We start from the raw sequence: 20,785 nt of genomic DNA, 5'->3' as shown, positions 1-20,785 counted from the left end.
TCGTGACACATCACTCGACGCGCTCTTCGGCGCGGATTTGTGCCAGAACGGCCTGTCGCACCCACGCGTCGATGTCGATCTCCGCGGGGTCGTACCCCTCGGTGCCGTCGAGAATGTCCCAGATATCGGCGTAGAGGTCCATCGCCTGCTTGATACTCTCGCTGCGGGAGTAATCGGGGCGATGCCCGACGACGTTGTCGAACTCCTCGACGAGCGTGTCGTCCTCGCCGACCCAGATGCCGATGGTCGTTCCACCACCGCCGCCGCTGTCGTTGTCGCTCATACCGGCGGATGGCCTGCAAGGACCATAACTGCGGGTGGTCGCCGATGAATTGCATCTGTGGGACCGAGCTGGACGGGCGCGACCACGCCGTCGACCACGTCGTCGACGAACACGACGGCTTCGACGTCATCATGAGCGTCTACGTGGAGGCCCAAGATGACTGAGCGGTCGGCGAGCGGTGCTGGCCACCATACCCGCCCCGGGCTTGCATATATGCAAAGTACTAAGTACCCGGCTTGCATATATGCAAGTGTAGAAAGACCATGTTCGAGTTTGCATCCACCGCTGACGTTCGCACCGCCATCAACAAACACGACGACCCCGACCACGAAGACGCCTACACCGTCGACGAAGTCCAGGCCACGCTCGCAGAGATCAACGCCGACATCATCGACAACCTCGACCTCTACGAGGACGCGATGGACGAGGGCGCTCACGACGTCGTCTACGAGGACGACGACGTCCTCGTTCTGGCTGACAACACCGGCCAGTTCTGGAACGAGCAGCTGGACGTCATGGACATCGAGGACGAGCACGGCATCATCGACACGCTGGTCAGCTCGCTGCACCACACGATGGCCCGCGAACACTGCGGCCACTCCTGGAGCACGGTCGACCCGGTCGTCATCCACAAGCCCGACGAGTTCTCCGGCGGCGAAGCGCACCTACTCCGCGAAATCGCGCGGCGTACGGATGAGTACGGCAGCGTTGCGCGTGCCGTCGATACGCTCGCGACGGAGACCCACGGCTGGGGCAAGAGCAACTGGGCGAGCCTCACTGGCCGGAACCCGTCGACGGTCACGCGGACGACGGACAACTGACACCCAGGCTGCACGCACGGCTACTGTCCGGGGTGTTGGGGTGACGAGTAAGTTTATACCAACAGGTCACAAACCCGTTGGTAGGCAGAGTTCGTCGAATACCGACGGGATGCGATTGGTACCCGTCCCGTCGGTCAGCTACCAAAATCGCATGTTCAACTCAGACACGAGCCCTAATAAATATAGGGCCACTACGCGCTGCAAGGCTGCAAGGATAATCGGGCCGATTTTCGGTCTATTTCCTGCAAGGATATCGCTCAATCGCCAGACGGGGCCCGGTACCCCGAGAGTCCATAGGCACAAATTAGTGTCTTTATCCGGGTAGATAGCACTAGATTGAAGTGGTCCCGGGAATAGCCCCAGATATGGCAGCCGATGGCGACGAACGGACCTCCGTCCGGACGTACGTCCCGATGTACCAGAAGGAACGCTGGCAGTCACACGCCGACGAACTCGACATGAGCCAGAGCGAGTTCGTCCGAACGATGGTCCAAGCCGGCCGGAGCGGGTTCGAACCGCCAGAGGCGGAACCGGCCGACGATTCGGCGAGCGCCGAGTCTCCGCGACCCCGTTCTCCGGACGCGGACCCCGGGGGTAACGGGCTGGAAGACCGGGTCGTCGAAGTGCTCGATGGCGGCGACCACTACGATTGGGAGGCGTTACTCGCGGCCCTGACCGACGATATCGAACAGCGACTGGACGAAGTCCTCCAGGAGCTCCAGTCGGACGGCCGGGTTCGTTACAGCGGCCGGCACGGGGGGTACGTGCTGGACGAATGAGTTCGGACACCGCGACTCCGGACCCGGGCGAGGACCCCATCGGCTACTTCCTCGACGACGTAACCTACCACGGGAAGAGCGACCGAACGCGGGCGTTCTACGAGCGAGTGTTGCGGGAGTTCGAGCGGTATCTCGCCGGAGGTGGTCACCCGACGCCCGTCGGAACGGCCTCACACAGGGACTGCATGGCCTACGTCCACAGCCTGCGTGGCACACACAGCGAGAGCACGGTCGCGACGTACGCCTCCTATCTCCACCGCTTTTTCGCCTACATGACCCAGGTCGGGACCTTCGAATCGAACCCGATGACGCTGGTGATGGAGGAGATGGACGAATCGATAAACACCGACCCGACGCGCCGCGAAATCGGTGTCGAGGCGATGCGGTCGTTCGTCGCGACGATCGACCACCCCCTCGAACGTGCCGTGGTGGTGACACTGCTGAAGACGGGTATGCGAGCGGGCGAGCTGTGCAATCTCGACCTTCGGGACCTCCACCTGGCCGAGGCCGGGCCACGGCCCGACGTGCCCGTTCGCGCCGGGCTCGACGGCCGGCCGGACTCCCTCTACGTCGCCACCGAACCGGCGCGTGGCACAGTGGTAAACGGGGAAGAGCGGTCGGCATCGAACAAGCGAAAACGCGACACGACGGTGCCGGTCGACGGCGAACTCGCCCGGACACTGCGTCGCTGGCTGGCGATTCGACCGGACGTGCGGTCGGACGCCGAACCGCTGTTCGTCTCGACGAGCGGGGACTGGGGAACGCGGCTGACACCGGATATAGTCCATCACCTGGTCGAAACGCACGCCCGGGACCACGGGTGGTACCGCGACGGCGGCGGGACCGAGGAGAACGTCACGCCCCACTACTTCAGACACTTCTTTACGACACATCTACGCGATAGAACGGGCGACCGGGGCGCAGTCAAGTATCTCCGTGGGGACGTGGCACAGGACGTCATCGACACCTACACCCACGAGTGGGGGACCCGTGTGCGGGAGATATACGAGGCGAACATCTACTCGATATTATAAATTACGAACTCGTGGTTCGTTTGACGCGTCGGAGATGAGTCTCATAAATCACATACTGCTATATCGAATGCGCCGTCAGGCTTCGCCGTCTCGCCGCGCTCAGTCGCGAGGTCGACTCCTCGCCGGTTCCCGAGACTCGCCGATATAACAGCTATACATCTGTTATACCAACTGTGGCCGGGCGGTGACGGCTCCCTCGCGGACCCCGGAGTATAGCTCGCATACCCGGAAACGGCGACCACACTCTGGAGCGTGGGTCGTGCGCGGCTGGCCCGCCCTCCGTCGGGCGTAGGCACCGTCGAATTCGGCTGCTTCTCGTATAGCCCGTTATTAACCGAGTTGGTTGGTGTATGTTTATATTCGCGCCGGCTGAGGGCGTCATGTCATGCGAATCGAATGTCCACAGGCCCGGCGGGCTCTGCGGGGTCCGCTGTATGGAGGGCGCAGAGACCGATGAGTAGCGACGTTCCGACCCCGTCCGATGGTGACCCGGAGAAGTCGTCACAGGAGCACCTGCAGGATATCTTTCTCGAAGTGACTGGGACAGAGGTGTGCGTAGAGACCCAGGAGCAAAACACCGAGCCGGGCAGAGATATCGCCGGCGAAGAGAGTTCCACCGCTGAGTACGTCTCGACGATGGTCCGAGACGACGGGCTCTCGGAGACGCTGGCCGAACCGAGCGGCGAGGGTCAACCGGAGTAGCGTCGCCCGTCAGTCGTCTTCGAGCCGTCCCTGCGCGTCGATCTCCCCGTTCCGGATACGGGTACTGCTGATGCGGAGGCCGTCTTCGGCGACGACGAACGGCGACGTGTGGATTTCGAGCGGCTGATATCCCCGGTCCAATCGCTCGTCGTTGAGTTCGTGAGCGCGCTGCTGGGCCTTGCCCTCCGGAGCGACGACGAGTGCGTCCGCGTCACCTCGCGTAGCGGCGGGACCGAACTTGTCCGATATCTTCACGATTTCCCAGGTGGCCGTATAGGCGCTGCTGACGCGTTCGAGCGTCGTCGTGAGGGTGTCACGACGCTCGGCGAAGGAGCCGAGGAGGTCGGCGTGTGACGGGTCGCTGCGGGTCTCGGTCGCCAGCGCGTCGGAGGTGAGCCCGACGATGACGTGTCCGTCCCCCTCGCCGTCGTGGCTCGCGGTCTGGAACGCGCTGTGGAGGAGCGCCCGGTGGCCGTTGTGAACCGGTGTGAAAGTGCCGCCCAGAATAGCGATACGTGATGACATACGACGGGCTAGAACAGCGACGGTGGTATAACTGTGGGGCCGTTCCCCGACCGGAGACGGTAGCGGCCCGCAGTGAGCCCTGTTGTCAGTGGGCCGGGTCCGCTCTGTCGCCGAAACACCCGGTTACCGACGGCGGTCGGGCGACGGGGCCACATAAGTGCGTAATAATCATGCAGGTTCCTGTCGTACTCCCCCACGTCGCGACCCCGGCGAGGCCTCCACTGGTCCTGTCCCTCGGCCGCTGTCGCGACAGCCAATTTGTTCTCGGGCCCCGGAGTCTGGTCCCGTCGGACGATAACACGGCCACAATAGGGACAGGCAGGAACACACGCGACGCGCTGGACTGCGTCGGTGCTGTCATCGAGGCGCGGCCGGTGCGAGCGACGCGCGATGCGGTCGGCGTCGAGGGGTAGCTATCCACCGTCGCCGGGACACCGTCCGACCTCGACACGTCCGGGTGCGTGTGGGCAACTATCCGGCCCCACTGAGGTCGACACGGTCCGGAAACATCGCCCGGCGACCAGTTCGACCGAGTTGCCTCGCCGGCGACCGTCCGGACGGGGCCGACCGAGATAAACATCACTTAAGTGTTACTTGCAGTCGTGCCGGAGACGGACTCACTGTCCGGCCACGGACCACCCACGTAGGAACAGCGTTACAATACTGGTGTCGTGTGTCGGTGTACTTGCCGGCGTGCGCCGACGACGGCGCAGTCAGTCGGCGACCCGAAACCGGGAACGGTTCACCATCGACTCGTGTCCGATAAAACGGGGCGCATCTGGCCGGTTGTTCCGTGTACCCCACCCCACTCGCGTGCGAGCCGACGACCGGCCACCGCTCCGGACCCACCCCCTTCGACGTCGTTTCTCCGACGTGTCACGACCGAACAGCGACGACTGTTTCACGGTACGCGGCGAAGCCGGACTGGTCTAGTCGTCGTCCCGTGACTCCGTGACCCAGTGGCACGCCGAGCAGAACGCGAACGTCCCGACGACGAGGCCCAGGAGTCCGAAGACCGCACTCGATGCGAGTCCGACGCCGAGCGAGAGCCCGACGATCGCGAGACCCACGAGGGAGATAGCGCCGTAGTACCGGTACCAGTCGACGCCCGCATCCTCGGTCGGGCGGTCGAGATACTCGGTCAGGCACTCCGACTGTTCGGCGAGTGCTACGTGACCCCGGTCCTGGTTGAAGTCGACGACGCCCATATCGTCCATCTTCGGGAGATGACACTGGTAGAGGCCGACGTACACCCGTTTGCGCTGGCTCGACGTCAGGGCGTCCGTCGTCGTGTCGTTCTCGATAGCCGCGACGTGTTCGGCGAGCTCGCCGAGCGAGACGCGTTCACCGGGCTCTTGCTCCCTGAGATAGTGGATGACCTCGCGGCGGCGGCTGTTCTTGAGAATCTCGAACACCAGATCGAGCGAGAGTTCCTCGGACTCCGAATCGGATACGTCCTCCTGTTGAACTGTCGTATCGTTCACATCGTCTTGACTGTCGGTTCGGGTCGGTTGTTCGGCGTTGGTACGTGCGGATTGGTCCTGGGTACTCATGGGTATGGTCCTCCGTGGCCCGGAATCCGGACGTCGAGTCGTGTGCTCGCAAGCGGGTTTGGCTACTTGCACCCCCCCTATCCTGCAAGACCAGTGGGTTGTCCGAACCCCAAGCGTCTGCCAAAACAGTCACTCGTCCCACACTTAATACTTTGTCTTGACAGCTATCTTATACGTAGCGGCTAACTAGAACGGGGTACGCTCGGGAATAATAACGCTCACGAGCGGCCGGCTCCGACAGTGTACGTCGGGAGGGGGAGTTCCCCGAGCGACCCTCGCGCGTCGACGGCGACAGCATCGCCGAACGCCTCGTAGTCGAGGTCGCTGTAGGCGTCGTGTTCGGTCATCACGACCACGGCGTCGTACGTGGACGCGGTTTGTTCCACGTTGGCTACTGCCACGGGTTCGGCCGGCAGCTCCGGAACGGCGGCGACATCGACGGCCGGGTCCGCCGCCCAGACCCGCGCCCCCAGCGCGTCGAGCTGCGAGACGACGGGCCTGGACGGCGACTTGCGCGTCTCGTCGACGCCGGCTCGATAGGCGACGCCAAGCACCAGAACGTCGGCGTCCTCGACTGGCACCCCCTGCTCGTCGAGCAGGTCGACGACGGCGTCGGTGACGAACGACGGCATCTCGTCGTTGACCGCCCTGCCGGTCTCGATGAGGGGCAGGTCGGTGTCGACCGTCGTCGTGAGGAAGCGCGGGTACAGCGGAATGCAGTGACCGCCGACACCCGGCCCGGGGGAGTGTATCTCACAGAACGGCTGGGTGTTGGCCACCTCGATGGCACGGGTGACATCGACCGAGAGCGGGTCCGCGACCCGGGCCAGCTCGTTGGCCAGTGCGATGTTCACGTCGCGGTAGATACCCTCGAAGACCTTCACGCACTCCGCAGTGGTCGCGTCGCCGGCGGGGATGACCTCGTTGCTGGTCAGCTCGTCGTACAACAGCCCGGCGACCCGCTCGCTCTCGGCGTCGACGCCGCCGACGACCTTCGGGTACGCTCCGCGGATGTCTTCGAGCGCGCGGCCGCTGGCGGTCCGCTCCGGACAGAAGGCCACGCCGAACTCGTCGGGGTCGAGACCGCTCCGGTCGGCCAGCCGCGGCGCGACGACGTCACGGGTCGTGGTCGGCGGCACCGTCGACTCGACGATGACGAGGTCCCCCGGGGAGAGCCCCTCGCCGACGGCGTCGACGGCGGCCCGCAACATCGAGAGGTCCGGCTCCGCTTCTTCCATCAGCGTGGGGACGATGAGGACGTGGACCTGCGCGTCGCTGGCCGCCCGGGCGCCCCGCGTCGTCGCCGTCAGCGAGCGGTCCGCGCTCGTCTCCGCGACCAGTTCCGCGAGCCCCGGCTCCCCCTCGACCGGGCTCTCGCCGCGTTCGATGGCCGCGACGACCGACTCGTCGATGTCGACGCCGACGACGTTGCCGGTCACCTCCGCGAGCACCGCTGCCAGCGGGAGCCCCATCTTCCCGAGACCGTACACGGCGACCGGAATCTCCCCGTTCGCGAAGGCCGCCTGCAGCGCGGCGCCGTCGCGGTCGCCGGCGTAGACGGCCTGTTCAGATCGTGCTGCGGTCACTGACGCTCACCTCCTCCTGTGCGAGGGTCCGCGAGTCGGCTATCTCGCTTATCTCGTCGGCGAGCAACATCGCGTGGAGCCCGTCGGCTCCGGTGGTCCGCGGGGTCGTCCCGTCGCGTACGCAGTCGACGAACGAACGCAGCTCGCGTTTGAGCGGCTCGTCGCTCTCGACGGCGGGGCGCTCGATGATGCTCTCCTGACTGTAGCGTACGTCGCCGTCCTCGGTGTGATACGAGGGGTCCGAATGCCGGTAGATGCGGACGGACTGGTCCATGAAGTCGACGTTGACGTGACACTCTCTCGCCGTGACCGAGAGGTCCCGGATGCGCTCCTGTGTCACCCGACTCGCCGTCAGCGAGCAGAGCGTCCCGCCGTCGAACGCTATCTGTGCGTCCGTGTAGTCGCCCTCGCAGGCGCCGATGGCGGTGACGCCGGCCACCTCCCCGCCGAAGAGCGCACAGGCGATGTCGATGTCGTGAATCATCAGGTCCATCACCACGTCGTCGTTCACGTCCCGGGAGACCGGCGGCCCCAGCCGACGGGCCGAGGCCGCGATCGGCTCGACGCCGGCGAGCACGTCTTTGAGCACGTCGACGACGGGGTTGAACCGCTCGATGTGACCCACCTGGAGAGTCACGCCGGCCGACCGGGCCCGGTCGATGAGTTCGTGGCCCTTCTCCGGGTCGTCGACGAAGGGCTTCTCGACGAGGAGGGAGACGCCGGCGTCGATGGCGCGGGACGCCACGTCGTAGTGAAAGCGCGTCGGGACGGCGATAGAGACCATGTCGACGCGGTCGAGCAGCGTTTCGAGCTCGTACACCGCGGTCCCGTACTCCGCCGCGACCTGCCTCGCCGCCTCCTGGTCGGCGTCGGCGATGCCCGCCAGTTCCACGCCCTGGAGCTCGTTGTACACCCGCGCGTGGTGTGTTCCCATACTCCCCACCCCGACGACGCCGGCAGACAGCGGCTCGGTCATGCTGGATACTCCGTGAGTGCGAGCGAGATTGCCCGGACGTCCCGCGGCGAGAGGTCGGGATGGACCGGTATAGAGAGGACCTCTGACGCGGCGCGTTCGGCGACCGGAAGCGCGGCGTCCACGTCGTCGTAGGCCGGCTGTCGGTGTATCGGCGTCGGGTAGTACACCGCAGAATCGACGCCGTAGCTCTCCAGATGGGACTGCAGCGCTGCGCGGTCGTCACACCGGACCGTGTACTGGTGGTAGGCGTGCTCACAGTGGTCGGGCTCGACCGGCGTGTCGATGGCGGTCCCGGTGACCGCGCTGTCGAACTGTCTCGCGTGCTCGCGCCTGGCGGCGACGTAGTCGTCGAGTTTCGAGAGCTGGACGCGACCGATGGCCGCACAGATATCGGTCATGCGGAAGTTGTGGCCGACGCGGTCGTACCCGCCGTCGGGGCTCCGCCCGTGGTCGATGAAGCTCCCGAGCCGGTCCGCGACGGCTTCGTCGTCCGTGACGACCATGCCGCCTTCGCCCGTGGTCATGTTCTTCGTGGGGTAGAAGCTGAAACAGCCGGCGTCCCCGAAGCTGCCCACCGGGTCGCCCCGGTAGGTCGCGCCGTGGGCCTGCGCGCAGTCCTCGACGAGGGCCGCGTCGTGACGGTCCGCGATGTCCCGTAGCTCGGCCAGCGGGGCGGGACAGCCATAGAGGTGGACGGCGAGTACGGCGTCGATACCGCCGTCGGCGTCGTCGATAGCCCCAGCCACACTGTCGGGGTCCAGGTTGTACGTCTCCGGGTCGATGTCCGCAAACAGCGGCCGCGCACCGACGTGTCTGATAGCGTTGGCCGTCGCGATAAACGAGAACGGCGTCGTCAGAACCGTGTCCCCGCTACCGACGTCCAGCGCGGCCAGCGCCGCGTGGAGGGCCGTCGTCCCGTTCGTGGTCGGAACACCGTAGTCGACGCCACAGTACTCCGCGAACTCGGCGCCGAAGGTGTCGACCTCGTCGCCACCGCTGAGTTGACCGGAGCGGAGAACGTCGTGGATGCGGTGGAGTTCCTCCCGGCCTACGTCCGGCGACGCGATCGACATGGTTGGCCCGTCCACCTGTGTGTCAGTCATGCCGCTTCACCGCCATATCAGGGAATATACCGACTCGTCCAGTCGGCTTCGATTGGACTGCTATCACGGTTTTCGGCAAGCAAAGTATCGGCATTGTTATGTGCGCCTTGCACTGAGAAACGTCGCGTTTCGTGCCATACGGGGTCGGTAGCAGGCGGGAGTCAGCCAGTTCCCGTCCACGTGAGTTCCGGTTCGTTTTGCCGGAGATACCCACTCTGTATCCGGTATATGTGATACGTAACAAAGGTGGGTCCACCTGTTTATCTCCCAACAGTGGCTTCGAGGCGGGACAGTCCGCACCCACGTAGAGAAACGAATGACACAGGCCCCTGTCGATACGGTGTACGAGGTTCTGAGCAACAGCCGACGACGGTTCGTGCTCTCGGCACTCCGGGAGCACGACGAGCCGGTCTCGATGACGACCCTCGCCGCCGGAATCGGCGCTCAGGAGGCCGGAGTCGGTCCCGAAGCGGTCAGCACCGGCGAGCGGAAACGGATTTATGTGTCATTGTACCAAACACACGTCCCCAAACTGGAGGCAGCGGGGTTGGCCGAGTACGACGCGAGCGCTGGCACGGTCAGCCAGACGGCTGCGACGACTGATATCGACGAGTACCTCCGGACGGTCCAGCCCTCGCGACGATGGGGCCGACTGAACGGGGCCGTGTCGGTGGTCGCTGTGTCACTGTTCGTGGGCTGGACCATCGACGCCCCGGTGCTGATGACGCTGTCGCCGACGGCGCTGCTTGTCGGTGTCGTCCTCACCTTGCTGTCAGTCACAGTCGTACAGTTCGCTGACAAACGGCACCGTCGGAACAGCCGACCACCGGAGCTCCGATTCCGATGAACGACACGCGACAACGTCGGTCCGGCCGACCGAGCAGCGCTGGCACGCCACATTGCACCCTCATGGATACAGACACACCCTGGCGAACGAGCAGACGCATCGAACTGAACAGGTATGGCCTGCGCGTACACGGAGGGGAGCCCCGATGAGCGAACCCGACCCGTGGGACGACATCAGCTACGTCATCAGCTCCCGCTACCGCATCGCGACGCTCCGCAGACTCTCGGACGGCCCCGCGACGCCGTCGCTCATCGCGGACGAGACGGACCTCAGTATCGCCCACGTCTCGCGGGCGCTACAGGAGCTCCGCGACGCCGACCTCGTGACGCTGCTCGTCTCCGAGAACCGCCGCAAAGGGCGGGTGTACGGTATCACGGACGAGGGCCTCGAAGTGTGGGAGACCATCGAGGCCGAGAACATGCTGTGACGCCGGTTACCCGTCGACGGCGTCGGTCGACTCCTCGTCTGGGAGACATCCCTCGGGCAGCAACTGTTCCGGGCGACGGCGGTGTTTCGGTGTGTCCGCGAACTCGTTGATGCGTCGCCACTCGTCGGAAGTCAGGTGACCACTCATACAGCCTCAGTGAAATCATCCATCCACTTCGTAATTCAGGAGCTATCCGGAATAAGGGGAGCTTGCGGTCCGGGCGGTTCCGACCGCACGACCGGAGAGGGTGCTCAGTCAGGCAACACCATGTTGAGCGTGTCACGGACGAACGGGCGCGGGTCGTCGAGGCTGAAAAAGTCGAAGTTGGGCTGTTCGAGGAGCGACTGGCCCATGCCGCCGAGGGTTTCGGCCACCGACGGGCGGGTGACGTAGGGGTACTCCTCCGTGAGGACGCTGTGGAGGTGGACTATCTCGCCTCGAAGGAAATGCGACGCCGTCCCCGGTCGGTACGCCGGGTCGAACGGGCCCGAGGCCCCGTTGGCCAGCTGCCAGTAGTAGTAGGGGTAGTCGACGCCGGCGTGGATATCACAGGGGAGGGAGGCCCAGAACCGGGGGTTGATTTCCAGCAGTTTGAACGTCCCCGTCTCCCTGTCGCGGATGAACCCGACGGAGGCCAGCCCGTGCCAGTCCAGCTCGTCGAGGATGGCCAGCCCGGCGTCCTCCAGCGCCGGGATGTCCACGGCCTCGTGGTAGACGCTCGGGCCGCGCGGGTATTTCATTCCGCGCCGGAGCGCCTTCTGGGTCGACACCACCGCCTCGCCGCGGTCGTACAGCGCGCGGATGGTGAACTCGGTCCCCTCGACGTACTCCTGAACGATGGGGACGTGTCCCATCCGGTCGACGAGCCCCTCGACGTCGGGGCTCTCGCCGGGTTCGATGTACTGCGTACCCGCCATATCGCGGTTCGCCTCCGGGTCGATGTCCTCGACGTAACGGTCGGCCAGAAAGCCGTAGCGGCCTTTGACGATGTTTCGGCCGTCCCAGTCGTCGACGTCGGTCAGCAGTTCGGTCTCCGGGACCGCGACGCCGGCCTCCCGGGCCGCGTCGACGAGCGCGATTCTGTCGTGTGCTTGTGCGAGTGTCTCCGCGTCCGGCCACAGCGTCGCCACGTGGTCTCCGAAGGCGTCGCGGTACTTCGAGAGGACGTAGACGTCAGGTTCGCGCACGGGCGCGATGGTCCGAACGTCCGGCCGCCGGGCCAGGTCGAGCAGCGCGTCCCGATACGCGTGGATGTCCGAGAACGGGTCGGGCAACTGGACCGACTCGTCGCAGTACCGCGACGCGATAGCCGGCGTCCGAGTCCTGTCGGCTGCGCCGATAGTCCGGACGCCACGGCGGCCCAGTGACCGGATGATGTTCACCGACGCCGGCGCCTGATTCGAGATGACGACGATGGCGTCTTCCGAGGTGGCTTGCACTCCCATACCAGCGGCTTCGAAGAATAGTTGAAAAGTTAGTAGGACAATAGTGTATGGAAAGTCAACTATTCGGCGAAATCGGGCCGAACTCTAATATGTCTATTTTGTTATCAATTTCCCAAGATAGCGACCCAAACAAACGCCAAATTTTTCCCAATATCTCTGTTTCGTATGGTGTTTTCAGCTGGAAAGCACCCACCCGAATTCGCGGGATTTTACACACCTTTCTGAACTAATCTATTTGCCCAGTTTCGCCTCGATATCGAACGGTCATTATAACAATAGGTCGCTCTCCGTTAGCCGTCTCTGATGACGGAACAGGTCCCGTTTACAGATGTATACGTCGACGACGATATCGTCGACAGTGCGACCGAGGTGCTCGACTCGCGTCGGTACGTCAAAGGTCCGCGCGTCGAAGCGCTCGAAGAACAGTTCGCCGACACCTGTGACGTCGGTCACGCCGTCGGTGTCAGCAGCGGGACAGCGGCGCTGTACCTCGCCATGAAGGCCGCCGGCATCGGTGACGGGGACACTGTACTGGTCCCGTCACACACCTTCTTCGCGACGGTCAGCCCCGTCGTCGAGCTCGGTGCCGAACCGGTGTTCGTCGACGTGGACCCGGAGACCTACACCATCGACGAGACGGACCTCGCCCGGAAGGCCGCGGCCCACGAGGACGCGGCCGCGGTGGCCCCGGTCCATCTCTACGGTCAGCCGGCGGCGATGGGCCCGATTACGACCATCGCCGAGCGGTACGACCTGCGGGTGTTCGAGGACAGCTGTCAGGCCCACGGCGCGACCTACCGGGGCGACCCGGTGGGCAGCTTCGGGGACGCCGGCTGTTTCAGCTTCTACCCCTCGAAGAACATGACCGTCGCCGGCGACGGCGGCATGCTCGTCACGGACGACGCCGACCTCGCTCGGGCGGCCAGAGAGCTCCGCAACCACGGGCGCGACGCCGACGGGAACCACGTGCGGCTGGGGCTGAACCACCGGCTCGACGAGGTCAGTGCGGCCGTCGGCATCGAACAGCTCTCGCATCTGGCGGACTGGAACGCCGACCGGGCGGCGGCGGCCCGGCGGTATCGCGACCGGCTGGCCGACGTGGACGCGGTCGAACTCCCGACCGAGCGCGAGGACGCCTCGCACGTGTACCACCTCTTCGTCGTCCAGGTGCCCGACCGGGACGAACTACGAGCCGCGCTGGAAGAGCAGGGTATCGGGACCGGCGTTCACTACGACCCGCCGGTCCACCAGACACCGGCGATGCGGTCCTATCTCGACGGGGTGCCCGACTTGCCGGAGACCGAGCGGCTCTGTGACCGCATCCTCTCGCTCCCGATGCACCCCCGCATCACCGACGAAGAGATCGACCGCGTCTGTGCGGCCATCAGGGGGTTCTACGAATGAGATACGGCGTCGTCGGCACCGGTTACTGGGGGAAAAACCACGTCCGCGTCGCGAAGGAACTGATGGACGATGGCGAGCTCGACGAGGTCGTGCTCTGTGACACCGACGAGGGGCGGGCCTCCTCGCTGGCCGAGACCTACGACCTCCCCTACGTGACCGACATCGGGAACCTCGACGTGGACGCGGCGACGGTCGCGACGCCCTCGACGACACACCGGACGGTCGGGTTGTCGATGCTGGAGCGGGGTATCGACCTCCTCGTCGAGAAACCGCTCGCACTCACCTCCCGGGACGCCTGGGACATCGTGGAGGCCGCCGAGGACAACGACTGTACGCTCGGCGTGGGCCACATCTTCCGGTATCACCCCGCGCTCGTCGCGCTGAAGCGACGCATCGACCGGGGGGAGCTGGGCCGCATCAAGTATCTCCAGACCCGGCGCTTTTCGTTCCGGGTCCCCCGGACCACCACGGGCGTGCTGTACTCGCTCGCGGTCCACGACGTGGACATCTACGACTACCTGCTGGGTCGCCGTCCCGACACCGTCCACGGCCAGCTCGACTCGTTCGTCCGTGAGAACATCGTCGAGACGGCCACCATCACGCTGGAATACGGCAACACCAGCGGCGTCATCAACTCCTCGTGGCAGGTGCCGGTCTTCGACAAGAAGCGCGACCTCGTGGTCGTGGGGTCGAACCGCTCGGCCTACGTCGACTATCTGCAAAACACCAAGCTCGAACTGTTCGACGCCGAAGTGTTCTCGGACCCCGACGACGGGCTCAAATCGCGCAACGACGGCGCGATTTCCCACAACACGGACAAGCGCGAGCCGCTGAAGATGGAGGTCTCGGCGTTCATCGAGGCCAGCAAAAAGGGGGAGCAGCCACCCGCCGACGGGGCCGTCGGTGCCCGCGCGGTCGAGACGCTCGAATACGCCGAGGAGTCGGCCCGCAAGAAGAGCGTCGTCCCCGTCGACCGGACGAACGCCGTCGAGCAGTTCTAGTTCCCCGAGACCGGCACCGCGTCGGTCTCGACGCCGAGACTCGGCACCGACGCCCCCTCGAAGAGGTCGCTGTAGTCGGTCGCCGTCAGATAGACGCGGTTCCCGGCGAGCTCCGTGTAGGCGGGCTGGAACGGCGGGAAGTCCAGCGCGCGAATCTTGTCGTACACCGCGAGCTGGGTCGACTCGTCGTCGTCGGCCAGCCGCTCGGCCGGAATCGCTTTCTCGCCGTCCAGACTCTCTTTCGTGTAGAAGTACCGCTCCCCGTTGTAGGCCGACTGGGGCGTCGCCACCCGGTGGACGTCACCGTCCCGGAGCGTCGTGAGCTGTTCGCGGAACAGCTCGGCGGAAGCGTCGGTGACGCGGTCGTACAGCATCCGCGCCGTGTCGGTCTCCTCTATCGGGACGAACCGACGGGCGACGATGTCACCGGCGTCGACCTCCGGTGCCATCACGTGCAGCGTGGTGCCGTAGCGCCAGTGGTCGTCGTCGCGGGCGTTCATGATGGCGTGGGAGAAGACGTTGCTCCCGCGATACCGGGGGAGTTCGGCCTGGTGGAGGTTCAGAGGGGCGACGTTGGGGTGGTCGAGCAGCTCCTCGCCGAGGATGTCGGGATAGTAGACGCTGACCAGGTAGTCGATGTCGTGTTTGAGCACGACGCGCTCCGACGAGCGCGTGACGACGCGGTGGCCCAGTTGCTTGGCGCGGTCGTACAGACAGCCGTCCCACCAGGTGTCCTCGTTGGGGCCGTAGGTGACGACCAGTTCGACGTCGAAGGCGTCCCGGCTGGTGAGTTCTTCGAGACAGCGTTCGCCGAGGGGGTGACTCCCCATGAATGCGACCGAAGGCATGGACCAGCCTTACACAACCGGGCGTGTAGTTATAGAGCGCCTGTCCGAGTATCGGTACTGCGACCGTCGGTATCGTGCCCCTGTCACGTGATAAACGAGAGCACAGCGCTCGGTTCGACCAGCCCGCTGGCGACAGCGAGGGTCGCCCAGACGGCGCCGCCAGTGGCGATGACGGCCGCGAGCGAGACGATGCCGTGGACGTGTGGCAACACCGAGACCACCACGCCGACCATGACGAGCGCGATAGCGGCGACCCGGGCCAGGTCACTGGCCACGCCCCCGATGTCGAACTGGAGCTCGCGGTGGATGTAGTAGACGTTGACGCCGGTGTAGGCGCTGTAGGTGATGACCGTCGCGATACCGGCCCCCAGCGCGCCCAGCGGTGGGATGAGCAGGAGGTTCAGGAGGAAGTTACCGCCCGCGCTGGTCCCGCGGGCGATAGCCCGGATCTGGGCGAGTCCGAGATAGTCGAGGGCCGACCCGGTTATCTTGTGGACGGCCCTGACGACGACGAAGAGGGCGTACAGCTGGACCAGCGCCACGGCACCGAGATACTCGGTGCCGACGACGTAGCGGATGGTCGGCTCGGCGACGACGACGAGCCCGGCCGCCGCGGGGACGTACAGCAGGAGGACGTTCCGCAGCGACTCGCCGTAGATACGGCCGGCGGTGTCGGAGTTCTCGGCGGCCGACTGTTCGCCGAGCGTCGGTGTGATGGTAAAGCCGAGCGACTGGGCGGGCGCGATACAGAGGTCCGCTATCTGGCGGGCCAGCGTGTAGAACGCCACCGCCGCCGGTGTCGCCAGGATGCCGACGAGGACGGTGTCGATTTTGCTGTCGAGGACCACGCTCGCGCGGGTGGCCGCCGTCGGGACGCTGTAGCGGGCGATGCGACCGCGGAGGTCGCTCTCCGGCGTCTCCGTCGGCGGGAGCGAGCGGTAGAAGTTCGCGTACAGCGCCACCAGCCCGACGGCGACGGCGACGAAAAAGCCCACGACGTAGCCGGCCATCGCGCCGGTGACGCCGTACCCCAGCACGACGAGCCCGGTCGTGACCGCCAGCCGGGTGACGCTGTTTACCACCGTCAGCCCGGCGCTGTAGCCGACGCGGTTGAACGCCTGGAAGACGGACTTCAGGTACCCGATGAGCGAGCGCCCCGCGATGTAGAGCCCGCCGACGGTCAACACCGGGGCGACCGCGGGCCGACCGAGCAGGTCGGCCAGAACGCCGCCGGCGAGGGAGACGACGACCGAGACGGAGAGCGCGACCGCGAGGATGATAGCCAGCGACCAGCGGATGATGTAGCGGACCTGCCGCTCGTCTTTTTCCAGATACTCGTTGACGTACCGAGCCGTGGCGTTCGGGACGCCGAGCGTCCCGAACAGCTCGGCGATACCGACCACCGAGATAGCGAAGTACAGCAGCCCGTACTGGTCGGGTTCGAGCAGATACCGCGTCAAGACCAGCAAGAGCGCGCCGTTCGCGGCCGCGTGGACCACCCGGCCCACCATAGTCAGCTTGAACCCGGCGGCGATGCGGTCGGCGAGGGTCATCGACCACAGTCCGACCCGCGGACGTAGTAGAGCCTGTAGTCACCGTTGGTCTGGACGCGGTTGACGTTCGGGTTCTGCCTGAACGACCGGAACGCGTCCGCCGAGTATCTGAACCCCTCGTAGAGCCCGATCTCGCGCTGGTAGTCACTCGACGTGAGGGGGACGTACCGACACCGCGAGTAGTACTGCGTGGTGTTGTTGCCGAAGACGGAGAACGGTATCATCGCCTCCTTCCCGGGGAACTCCTTCCCCCCGGGCGTGAAGTCAGTCGTCGTCGTCCCGTAGTACGCATCGACGTACCGGCGCGGCCCGCCGCGTGGCCCCGCAAAGTAGACCTCGGGGTCGCGCTGCTCGAAGGAGGTGACGTGGCCCTCCATGTACGTCTCCGGGACGTGGTCCGAGTCCTTGTACATGTACGGCGACTGGTGGATGACCATGGCCTGCGGGACGAGCATGACCACGAGGGCGACGCCGACGGCGAGTTGCCAGTTCCGGCTCGACAGGGAGAGCGAGAACGGAATCCCGTCGGTGACGGCGACGGCCACGAGGACCGTGACGAACACCATGATGAAGCCGAGATAGCGGAACGGCTGGCGCGTCACGCTCGTGACGTAGAACAGGCCAAACAGCGTGAACACGGGGACGAATCCGAAGGCGACGTACCGCAGCAGGCTGTTGCGGTCCGGGTACCGCTCGTCGAGGCCGCCGGCCACCGCCCACAGCATCACGGCGCCGGCGACGACCGAGAGGACGGCGCTCACGAGGAATATCTTGACGAACAGCTCGCCGATGCCGCTGCCCAGCGTCGACAGCGAGGAGCCGACCGTCGATATCTCGTCGCCGGGGTTCGCGCCGTACAGCAGGCCGTTGACCACCGCGCTGACGGTGCCGGTCGCCCGGTTGAACCGCGGTATCCAGAGGGCGAAAAAGAGCCCGACGAGCGCGGTCTGTGGGGCCAGGGACCGGTGGTCGGTCAGCCGCCCGGCCGGCCAGAAGGCTCCGTAGACCCGCGCGAGCAACTGCAGCCCGAAGCCGGCGCCGATGATGAGCAGGACGTTCGAGCCCGACTGGGGGTGGATGAGAATCGCCGCGATGCCGGCGAGCGTCAGCAGGACGCCCAGCGGCGTCGCGACGTCGTAGCCACGGACCGACACCAGCGTGTCGCGTTCCCCGACGTAGCGGATCAGGAGATACAGCGCGAACGGCGTGAAGAAGATGGCCGCGCTGGTCGGGTACGGGAAGATGTAGGTGTGGATGTTGTTGATGGGCAAGAAAAGGAGCGCGAAGAACGTCCCGACGGCGGCGGCCTTCGACCGGGCGGCGAGCCGTGTGACACACAGCGCCGTGAACAGGATGTAGATTGCGAGGAAGACGGGGACGACGAGCGGGAGTGTCCGCCGCGGGGGCAGCCCTGTCACCGCTGTCAGGACGACCGCGATGCTGTTGATACCGGGATAGAGGAACTCGGCGGGGTTGAGCTGTCCCTCGGCTATCAGGCGCGTCCAGCCGAGATAGGAGAGCGCGTCACCGGCCCCGTAGTAGTAGTAGTCCCGGATAGTGGGTAGTATCGCCACCGAGATGCCGACGAGCGCGCCGAGCAACAGGGCGAGGCGACTCCGCAGCGTGGTCGCCGCCGCGTTCAGCCCCACAGTCATCGCCGCGAGGAGGGCGACGGCGGCCCCGACCCAGAACGCCGCTGGGCTGGCGCTGTATACCGATATCTCGTACCCCGTGGGCTGGGAGCGGGCGGCGACGACGAGGCCGACGGTGTACGCGAGATACCCGGCGAGAAGGACCGCGACGTGTCGGCGTCTGAGCGAGGACATGGCGGCTATCTGGGCGTTGCTGGTCGGTCGTCAGCCATTGTTATTGACGGGTTGTGGCCGGTATGGAGGTGTTTCGGCTCACTGCGCGGCGACCGACTCGTACACCGAGAGCAGTCGCGCGCCCATCTGTTCGACGCCGATTTCGGTCGCGTGCTCGCGGCCGTTGGAGCGCTCCCCGGCCCGGAGTATCTCGACCAGTCCCGCGACGAGTTCGTCGTCGTCGTCGCTGACCGTGGACGGCTCGACGGGTCCCAGCCGATGGCGAACGTCGCCGACGTCGGTCGAGACCACCGGGAGGTTACACGCCATCGCCTCCTTGACCGTGTTGGGCGACCCCTCGCGGCGGGAGGTCATGACGAGCGCGTCGGCCGCGTTGAAGTAGGACGCCATCCGCTCGTGGGGAACGTCGGTCGCGGTCCGGAGCGACACCGGCCGGTCGAGGCGGTCCTGCACCCGGCCGACGATGTCGCGGGCCCGCGGGTAGTTCTTCACCTCGCGTTTGGGCGGATACGGGAAGAGGACGATGCGTTCGTCCGTCGGCCACCCGACCGTCTCGCGGGCCGCGTCCCGGTCCATCGGCTCGAAGAGGTCCAGATCGACGCCGTGGGGGATGACGCGACACGACTCGCCGTAGACCTCGGCCATCCCCTCCGACATGACGATGACCTCGTCACAGAACGGGGCGACCCGTTTCGTCAGGGGGCCGTACCGCCCCATCAGATCGGAGCCCCACAGCGACAGGACCACCGGGAGCCGCGGCTGTGCGACGGCCATCGGCGCGGTGAGGCCGTAGTTGGCGTGGACGAGGTCGTAGCCGTCGAGCGAGTGGGCGAGCACCGACGGGTAAAACCGGGCGTAGTCCCACACCGACCGGCTCCCGTCCGTGTCGGCGTCGACCGACTGCGAGTGGTTCTCACCGGGCACCGACAGCGTCGTCGACTCGACGCCGCGGCGCTGCAGTTCCTCGACCTGTGCCTGGAAGAACTGGGAGCTCTCGTTGGTGGTGAGGTTCAACACCCGCAGGTCCGTCATCGTTTCACCGCACTGAAGGCGGACTTGGCCAGATTCATCGCCGGGCTGTCGGTCTCGACGGCGTAGTAGGGCACGAGCTCCCCGGCGAACTTGCCCTTGTAGTCACAGAGCCGCTCGGTGTTTGCCCCCATCAGGTCGTAGGCGCCGACGCGCTCGAAGGTCGGGTCGGTGAGCACGTCCTCGATTATCCGCCAGTGCAGCAGGCTGTTGACCGCGACGTCGTGTTCGGCTCGGGTGCCGCCCTGCCAGAAGTAGGCCATGTCCGGCCCGAACAGCGCCGTCACCCCGGAGAGGAACTCGCCGTCGGGGCCGCGGGCGACGTAGGTCCGGGCGCGGTCGTCGAGGCCCGCGACGAGGTCGCTGACGTACTCCCACGAGAGCGGGAACCCGCGGTCCTGTTCGGCGTAGCGGTCCCGGGTCCGCTCGAAGACGGTCCGCGTCGCCGCCATGCCCTCGGCGTCGACTGTCACGTCGCTCTCTCGGGCGTTCCTGACGTCCCGTCTGAGGCTCTTGCTGAAGGAGGCCAGGACGCTGTCGGGGTCCGTGTCGGCCAGATCGACCAGATACGTGTACTTCGTCTTGAGGTCGAAGTCGGCCCACAGAAACGGTCTGGGGTCGGTGTAGCCACACATCGTCAGCAGCCGGACGAGCGACATCGGCCCGTCGGTGTTCAGTTCCGCCAGCACGGCCTCGACGAACTTCCGGTTCACCCGTTCTCGCTTGCGTTGCTTCGGGCTCGTCGGCATCACGATGGGGCCCAGTCGGGGGACGTTCATCGCCGGCGGCGGCGACATGACGGTCCGCCCGACGGCCCGGGACTGTTCGACGACCGGCAGCAGGCCCACCGGCTGTTCCCCCTTGAATCCGCCGAAGAGGCGGAGCTCACCGTCGGTGTGAGCCTCGATGGCCGACAGCGCCGCCGGCGTGTGAAACACCTCGTAGCCAGTGTCCGGGAGCGTCTCCGCCCACTCCGAAAGAGACAGTCGTTCGACGCGCATGTTGCTCGCGTCGACCTCGGCGGGGGACGCTCTTGATTATCT

At 65.8% G+C, this 20,785-nt stretch carries 21 protein-coding genes; 8 read left to right on the top strand and 13 right to left on the bottom strand.

Features of this window, described 5'->3' with window-relative positions; all coding sequences use genetic code 11:
• Positions 1 to 10: 10 nt before the first annotated feature.
• Positions 11 to 283 (bottom strand): hypothetical protein, encoded by a 273-nt coding sequence (locus NDI56_RS03775; protein ID WP_310918092.1) that lies wholly within the window; start codon positions 281 to 283, stop codon positions 11 to 13.
• A gap of 263 nt (positions 284 to 546) precedes the next feature.
• Between NDI56_RS03775 and NDI56_RS03770 the strand changes: the two genes are divergently transcribed.
• The 4 genes from NDI56_RS03770 (at position 547) to NDI56_RS03755 (ending at position 3,619) form a co-directional block, all read left to right on the top strand.
• On the top strand, positions 547 to 1,104 hold the full coding sequence (locus tag NDI56_RS03770) for a hypothetical protein (protein ID WP_310918091.1): 558 nt from the start codon (positions 547 to 549) through the stop codon (positions 1,102 to 1,104).
• Positions 1,105 to 1,469: 365 nt separating this feature from the next.
• A complete protein-coding gene (locus NDI56_RS03765) occupies positions 1,470 to 1,883 on the top strand; it encodes a DUF5805 domain-containing protein (RefSeq protein WP_310918090.1) in 414 nt (137 codons plus the stop codon).
• Positions 1,880 to 2,917, top strand: a complete 1,038-nt coding sequence (locus tag NDI56_RS03760) for a tyrosine-type recombinase/integrase (protein WP_310918089.1) — start codon at positions 1,880 to 1,882, stop codon at positions 2,915 to 2,917. The genes NDI56_RS03765 and NDI56_RS03760 overlap by 4 nt, the downstream gene beginning before the upstream one ends.
• Before the next feature lie 453 nt (positions 2,918 to 3,370).
• Positions 3,371 to 3,619, top strand: coding sequence for a hypothetical protein (locus NDI56_RS03755; protein WP_310918088.1), 249 nt, complete (start codon positions 3,371 to 3,373; stop codon positions 3,617 to 3,619).
• Positions 3,620 to 3,628: 9 nt separating this feature from the next.
• Here the strand turns inward: NDI56_RS03755 and NDI56_RS03750 are convergent, their stop codons facing one another.
• The 5 genes from NDI56_RS03750 to NDI56_RS03730 all read right to left on the bottom strand — a co-directional run bounded on the left by NDI56_RS03750 (position 3,629) and on the right by NDI56_RS03730 (position 9,362).
• Positions 3,629 to 4,144 carry a phosphopantetheine adenylyltransferase gene (locus NDI56_RS03750; RefSeq protein WP_310918087.1) on the bottom strand — a complete coding sequence of 172 codons (516 nt, stop codon included), beginning with the start codon at positions 4,142 to 4,144 and terminating at the stop codon, positions 3,629 to 3,631.
• 929 nt (positions 4,145 to 5,073) lie between these two features.
• Positions 5,074 to 5,697 (bottom strand): DUF7344 domain-containing protein, encoded by a 624-nt coding sequence (locus NDI56_RS03745; protein ID WP_310918086.1) that lies wholly within the window; start codon positions 5,695 to 5,697, stop codon positions 5,074 to 5,076.
• Positions 5,698 to 5,915: 218 nt separating this feature from the next.
• Positions 5,916 to 7,283 (bottom strand): nucleotide sugar dehydrogenase, encoded by a 1,368-nt coding sequence (locus NDI56_RS03740; RefSeq protein WP_310918085.1) that lies wholly within the window; start codon positions 7,281 to 7,283, stop codon positions 5,916 to 5,918.
• On the bottom strand, positions 7,264 to 8,259 hold the full coding sequence (locus NDI56_RS03735; RefSeq protein WP_310918084.1) for a Gfo/Idh/MocA family oxidoreductase: 996 nt from the start codon (positions 8,257 to 8,259) through the stop codon (positions 7,264 to 7,266). Before NDI56_RS03735 ends, NDI56_RS03740 begins: the two co-directional genes overlap by 20 nt.
• Positions 8,256 to 9,362: a DegT/DnrJ/EryC1/StrS family aminotransferase gene (locus tag NDI56_RS03730; protein WP_310918083.1), complete on the bottom strand. Its 1,107-nt coding sequence runs from the start codon at positions 9,360 to 9,362 to the stop codon at positions 8,256 to 8,258. Before NDI56_RS03730 ends, NDI56_RS03735 begins: the two co-directional genes overlap by 4 nt.
• A gap of 316 nt (positions 9,363 to 9,678) precedes the next feature.
• On the opposite strand from NDI56_RS03730, the gene NDI56_RS03725 reads away from it, so the two are divergent.
• Positions 9,679 to 10,209 (top strand): DUF7344 domain-containing protein, encoded by a 531-nt coding sequence (locus tag NDI56_RS03725; protein ID WP_310918082.1) that lies wholly within the window; start codon positions 9,679 to 9,681, stop codon positions 10,207 to 10,209.
• Between the two features lie 145 nt (positions 10,210 to 10,354).
• Positions 10,355 to 10,636 (top strand): ArsR/SmtB family transcription factor, encoded by a 282-nt coding sequence (locus NDI56_RS03720; RefSeq protein WP_220587307.1) that lies wholly within the window; start codon positions 10,355 to 10,357, stop codon positions 10,634 to 10,636.
• A 6-nt stretch (positions 10,637 to 10,642) separates the two neighbouring features.
• Here the strand turns inward: NDI56_RS03720 and NDI56_RS03715 are convergent, their stop codons facing one another.
• The gene (locus NDI56_RS03715) at positions 10,643 to 10,783 is read right to left on the bottom strand and encodes a hypothetical protein (RefSeq protein WP_310918081.1); all 141 of its coding nucleotides are present in this window, start codon (positions 10,781 to 10,783) and stop codon (positions 10,643 to 10,645) included.
• A gap of 104 nt (positions 10,784 to 10,887) precedes the next feature.
• Positions 10,888 to 12,081, bottom strand: coding sequence for a carboxylate--amine ligase (locus NDI56_RS03710; protein ID WP_310918080.1), 1,194 nt, complete (start codon positions 12,079 to 12,081; stop codon positions 10,888 to 10,890).
• 303 nt (positions 12,082 to 12,384) lie between these two features.
• Between NDI56_RS03710 and NDI56_RS03705 the strand changes: the two genes are divergently transcribed.
• On the top strand, positions 12,385 to 13,485 hold the full coding sequence (locus NDI56_RS03705; RefSeq protein ID WP_310918079.1) for a DegT/DnrJ/EryC1/StrS family aminotransferase: 1,101 nt from the start codon (positions 12,385 to 12,387) through the stop codon (positions 13,483 to 13,485).
• A complete protein-coding gene (locus NDI56_RS03700) occupies positions 13,482 to 14,486 on the top strand; it encodes a Gfo/Idh/MocA family protein (RefSeq protein WP_310918078.1) in 1,005 nt (334 codons plus the stop codon). The genes NDI56_RS03705 and NDI56_RS03700 overlap by 4 nt, the downstream gene beginning before the upstream one ends.
• Here the strand turns inward: NDI56_RS03700 and NDI56_RS03695 are convergent.
• From NDI56_RS03695 to NDI56_RS03675, 5 genes are all read right to left on the bottom strand, one after another.
• A complete protein-coding gene (locus NDI56_RS03695; protein ID WP_310918077.1) occupies positions 14,483 to 15,334 on the bottom strand; it encodes a methionyl-tRNA formyltransferase in 852 nt (283 codons plus the stop codon). The genes NDI56_RS03700 and NDI56_RS03695 overlap by 4 nt on opposite strands.
• An 83-nt stretch (positions 15,335 to 15,417) precedes the next feature.
• Complete coding sequence (locus tag NDI56_RS03690; RefSeq protein WP_310918076.1) at positions 15,418 to 16,887, bottom strand: oligosaccharide flippase family protein; 1,470 nt, start codon at positions 16,885 to 16,887, stop codon at positions 15,418 to 15,420.
• Complete coding sequence (locus tag NDI56_RS03685) at positions 16,884 to 18,713, bottom strand: hypothetical protein (RefSeq protein ID WP_310918075.1); 1,830 nt, start codon at positions 18,711 to 18,713, stop codon at positions 16,884 to 16,886. The genes NDI56_RS03690 and NDI56_RS03685 overlap by 4 nt, the downstream gene beginning before the upstream one ends.
• Before the next feature lie 78 nt (positions 18,714 to 18,791).
• On the bottom strand, positions 18,792 to 19,736 hold the full coding sequence (locus NDI56_RS03680; protein ID WP_417935948.1) for a glycosyltransferase family 4 protein: 945 nt from the start codon (positions 19,734 to 19,736) through the stop codon (positions 18,792 to 18,794).
• A gap of 5 nt (positions 19,737 to 19,741) precedes the next feature.
• A complete protein-coding gene (locus tag NDI56_RS03675; RefSeq protein ID WP_310918073.1) occupies positions 19,742 to 20,743 on the bottom strand; it encodes a GNAT family N-acetyltransferase in 1,002 nt (333 codons plus the stop codon).
• Positions 20,744 to 20,785: the final 42 nt, after the last annotated feature.

The sequence above is a fragment of the Halomicroarcula saliterrae genome, from assembly GCF_031624395.1.
In the GTDB taxonomy this organism is placed as follows: domain Archaea; phylum Halobacteriota; class Halobacteria; order Halobacteriales; family Haloarculaceae; genus Haloarcula; species Haloarcula saliterrae.
Note: the sequence above shows the minus strand (reverse complement) of the source record. Positions and strands in the feature narration are given on the sequence as shown.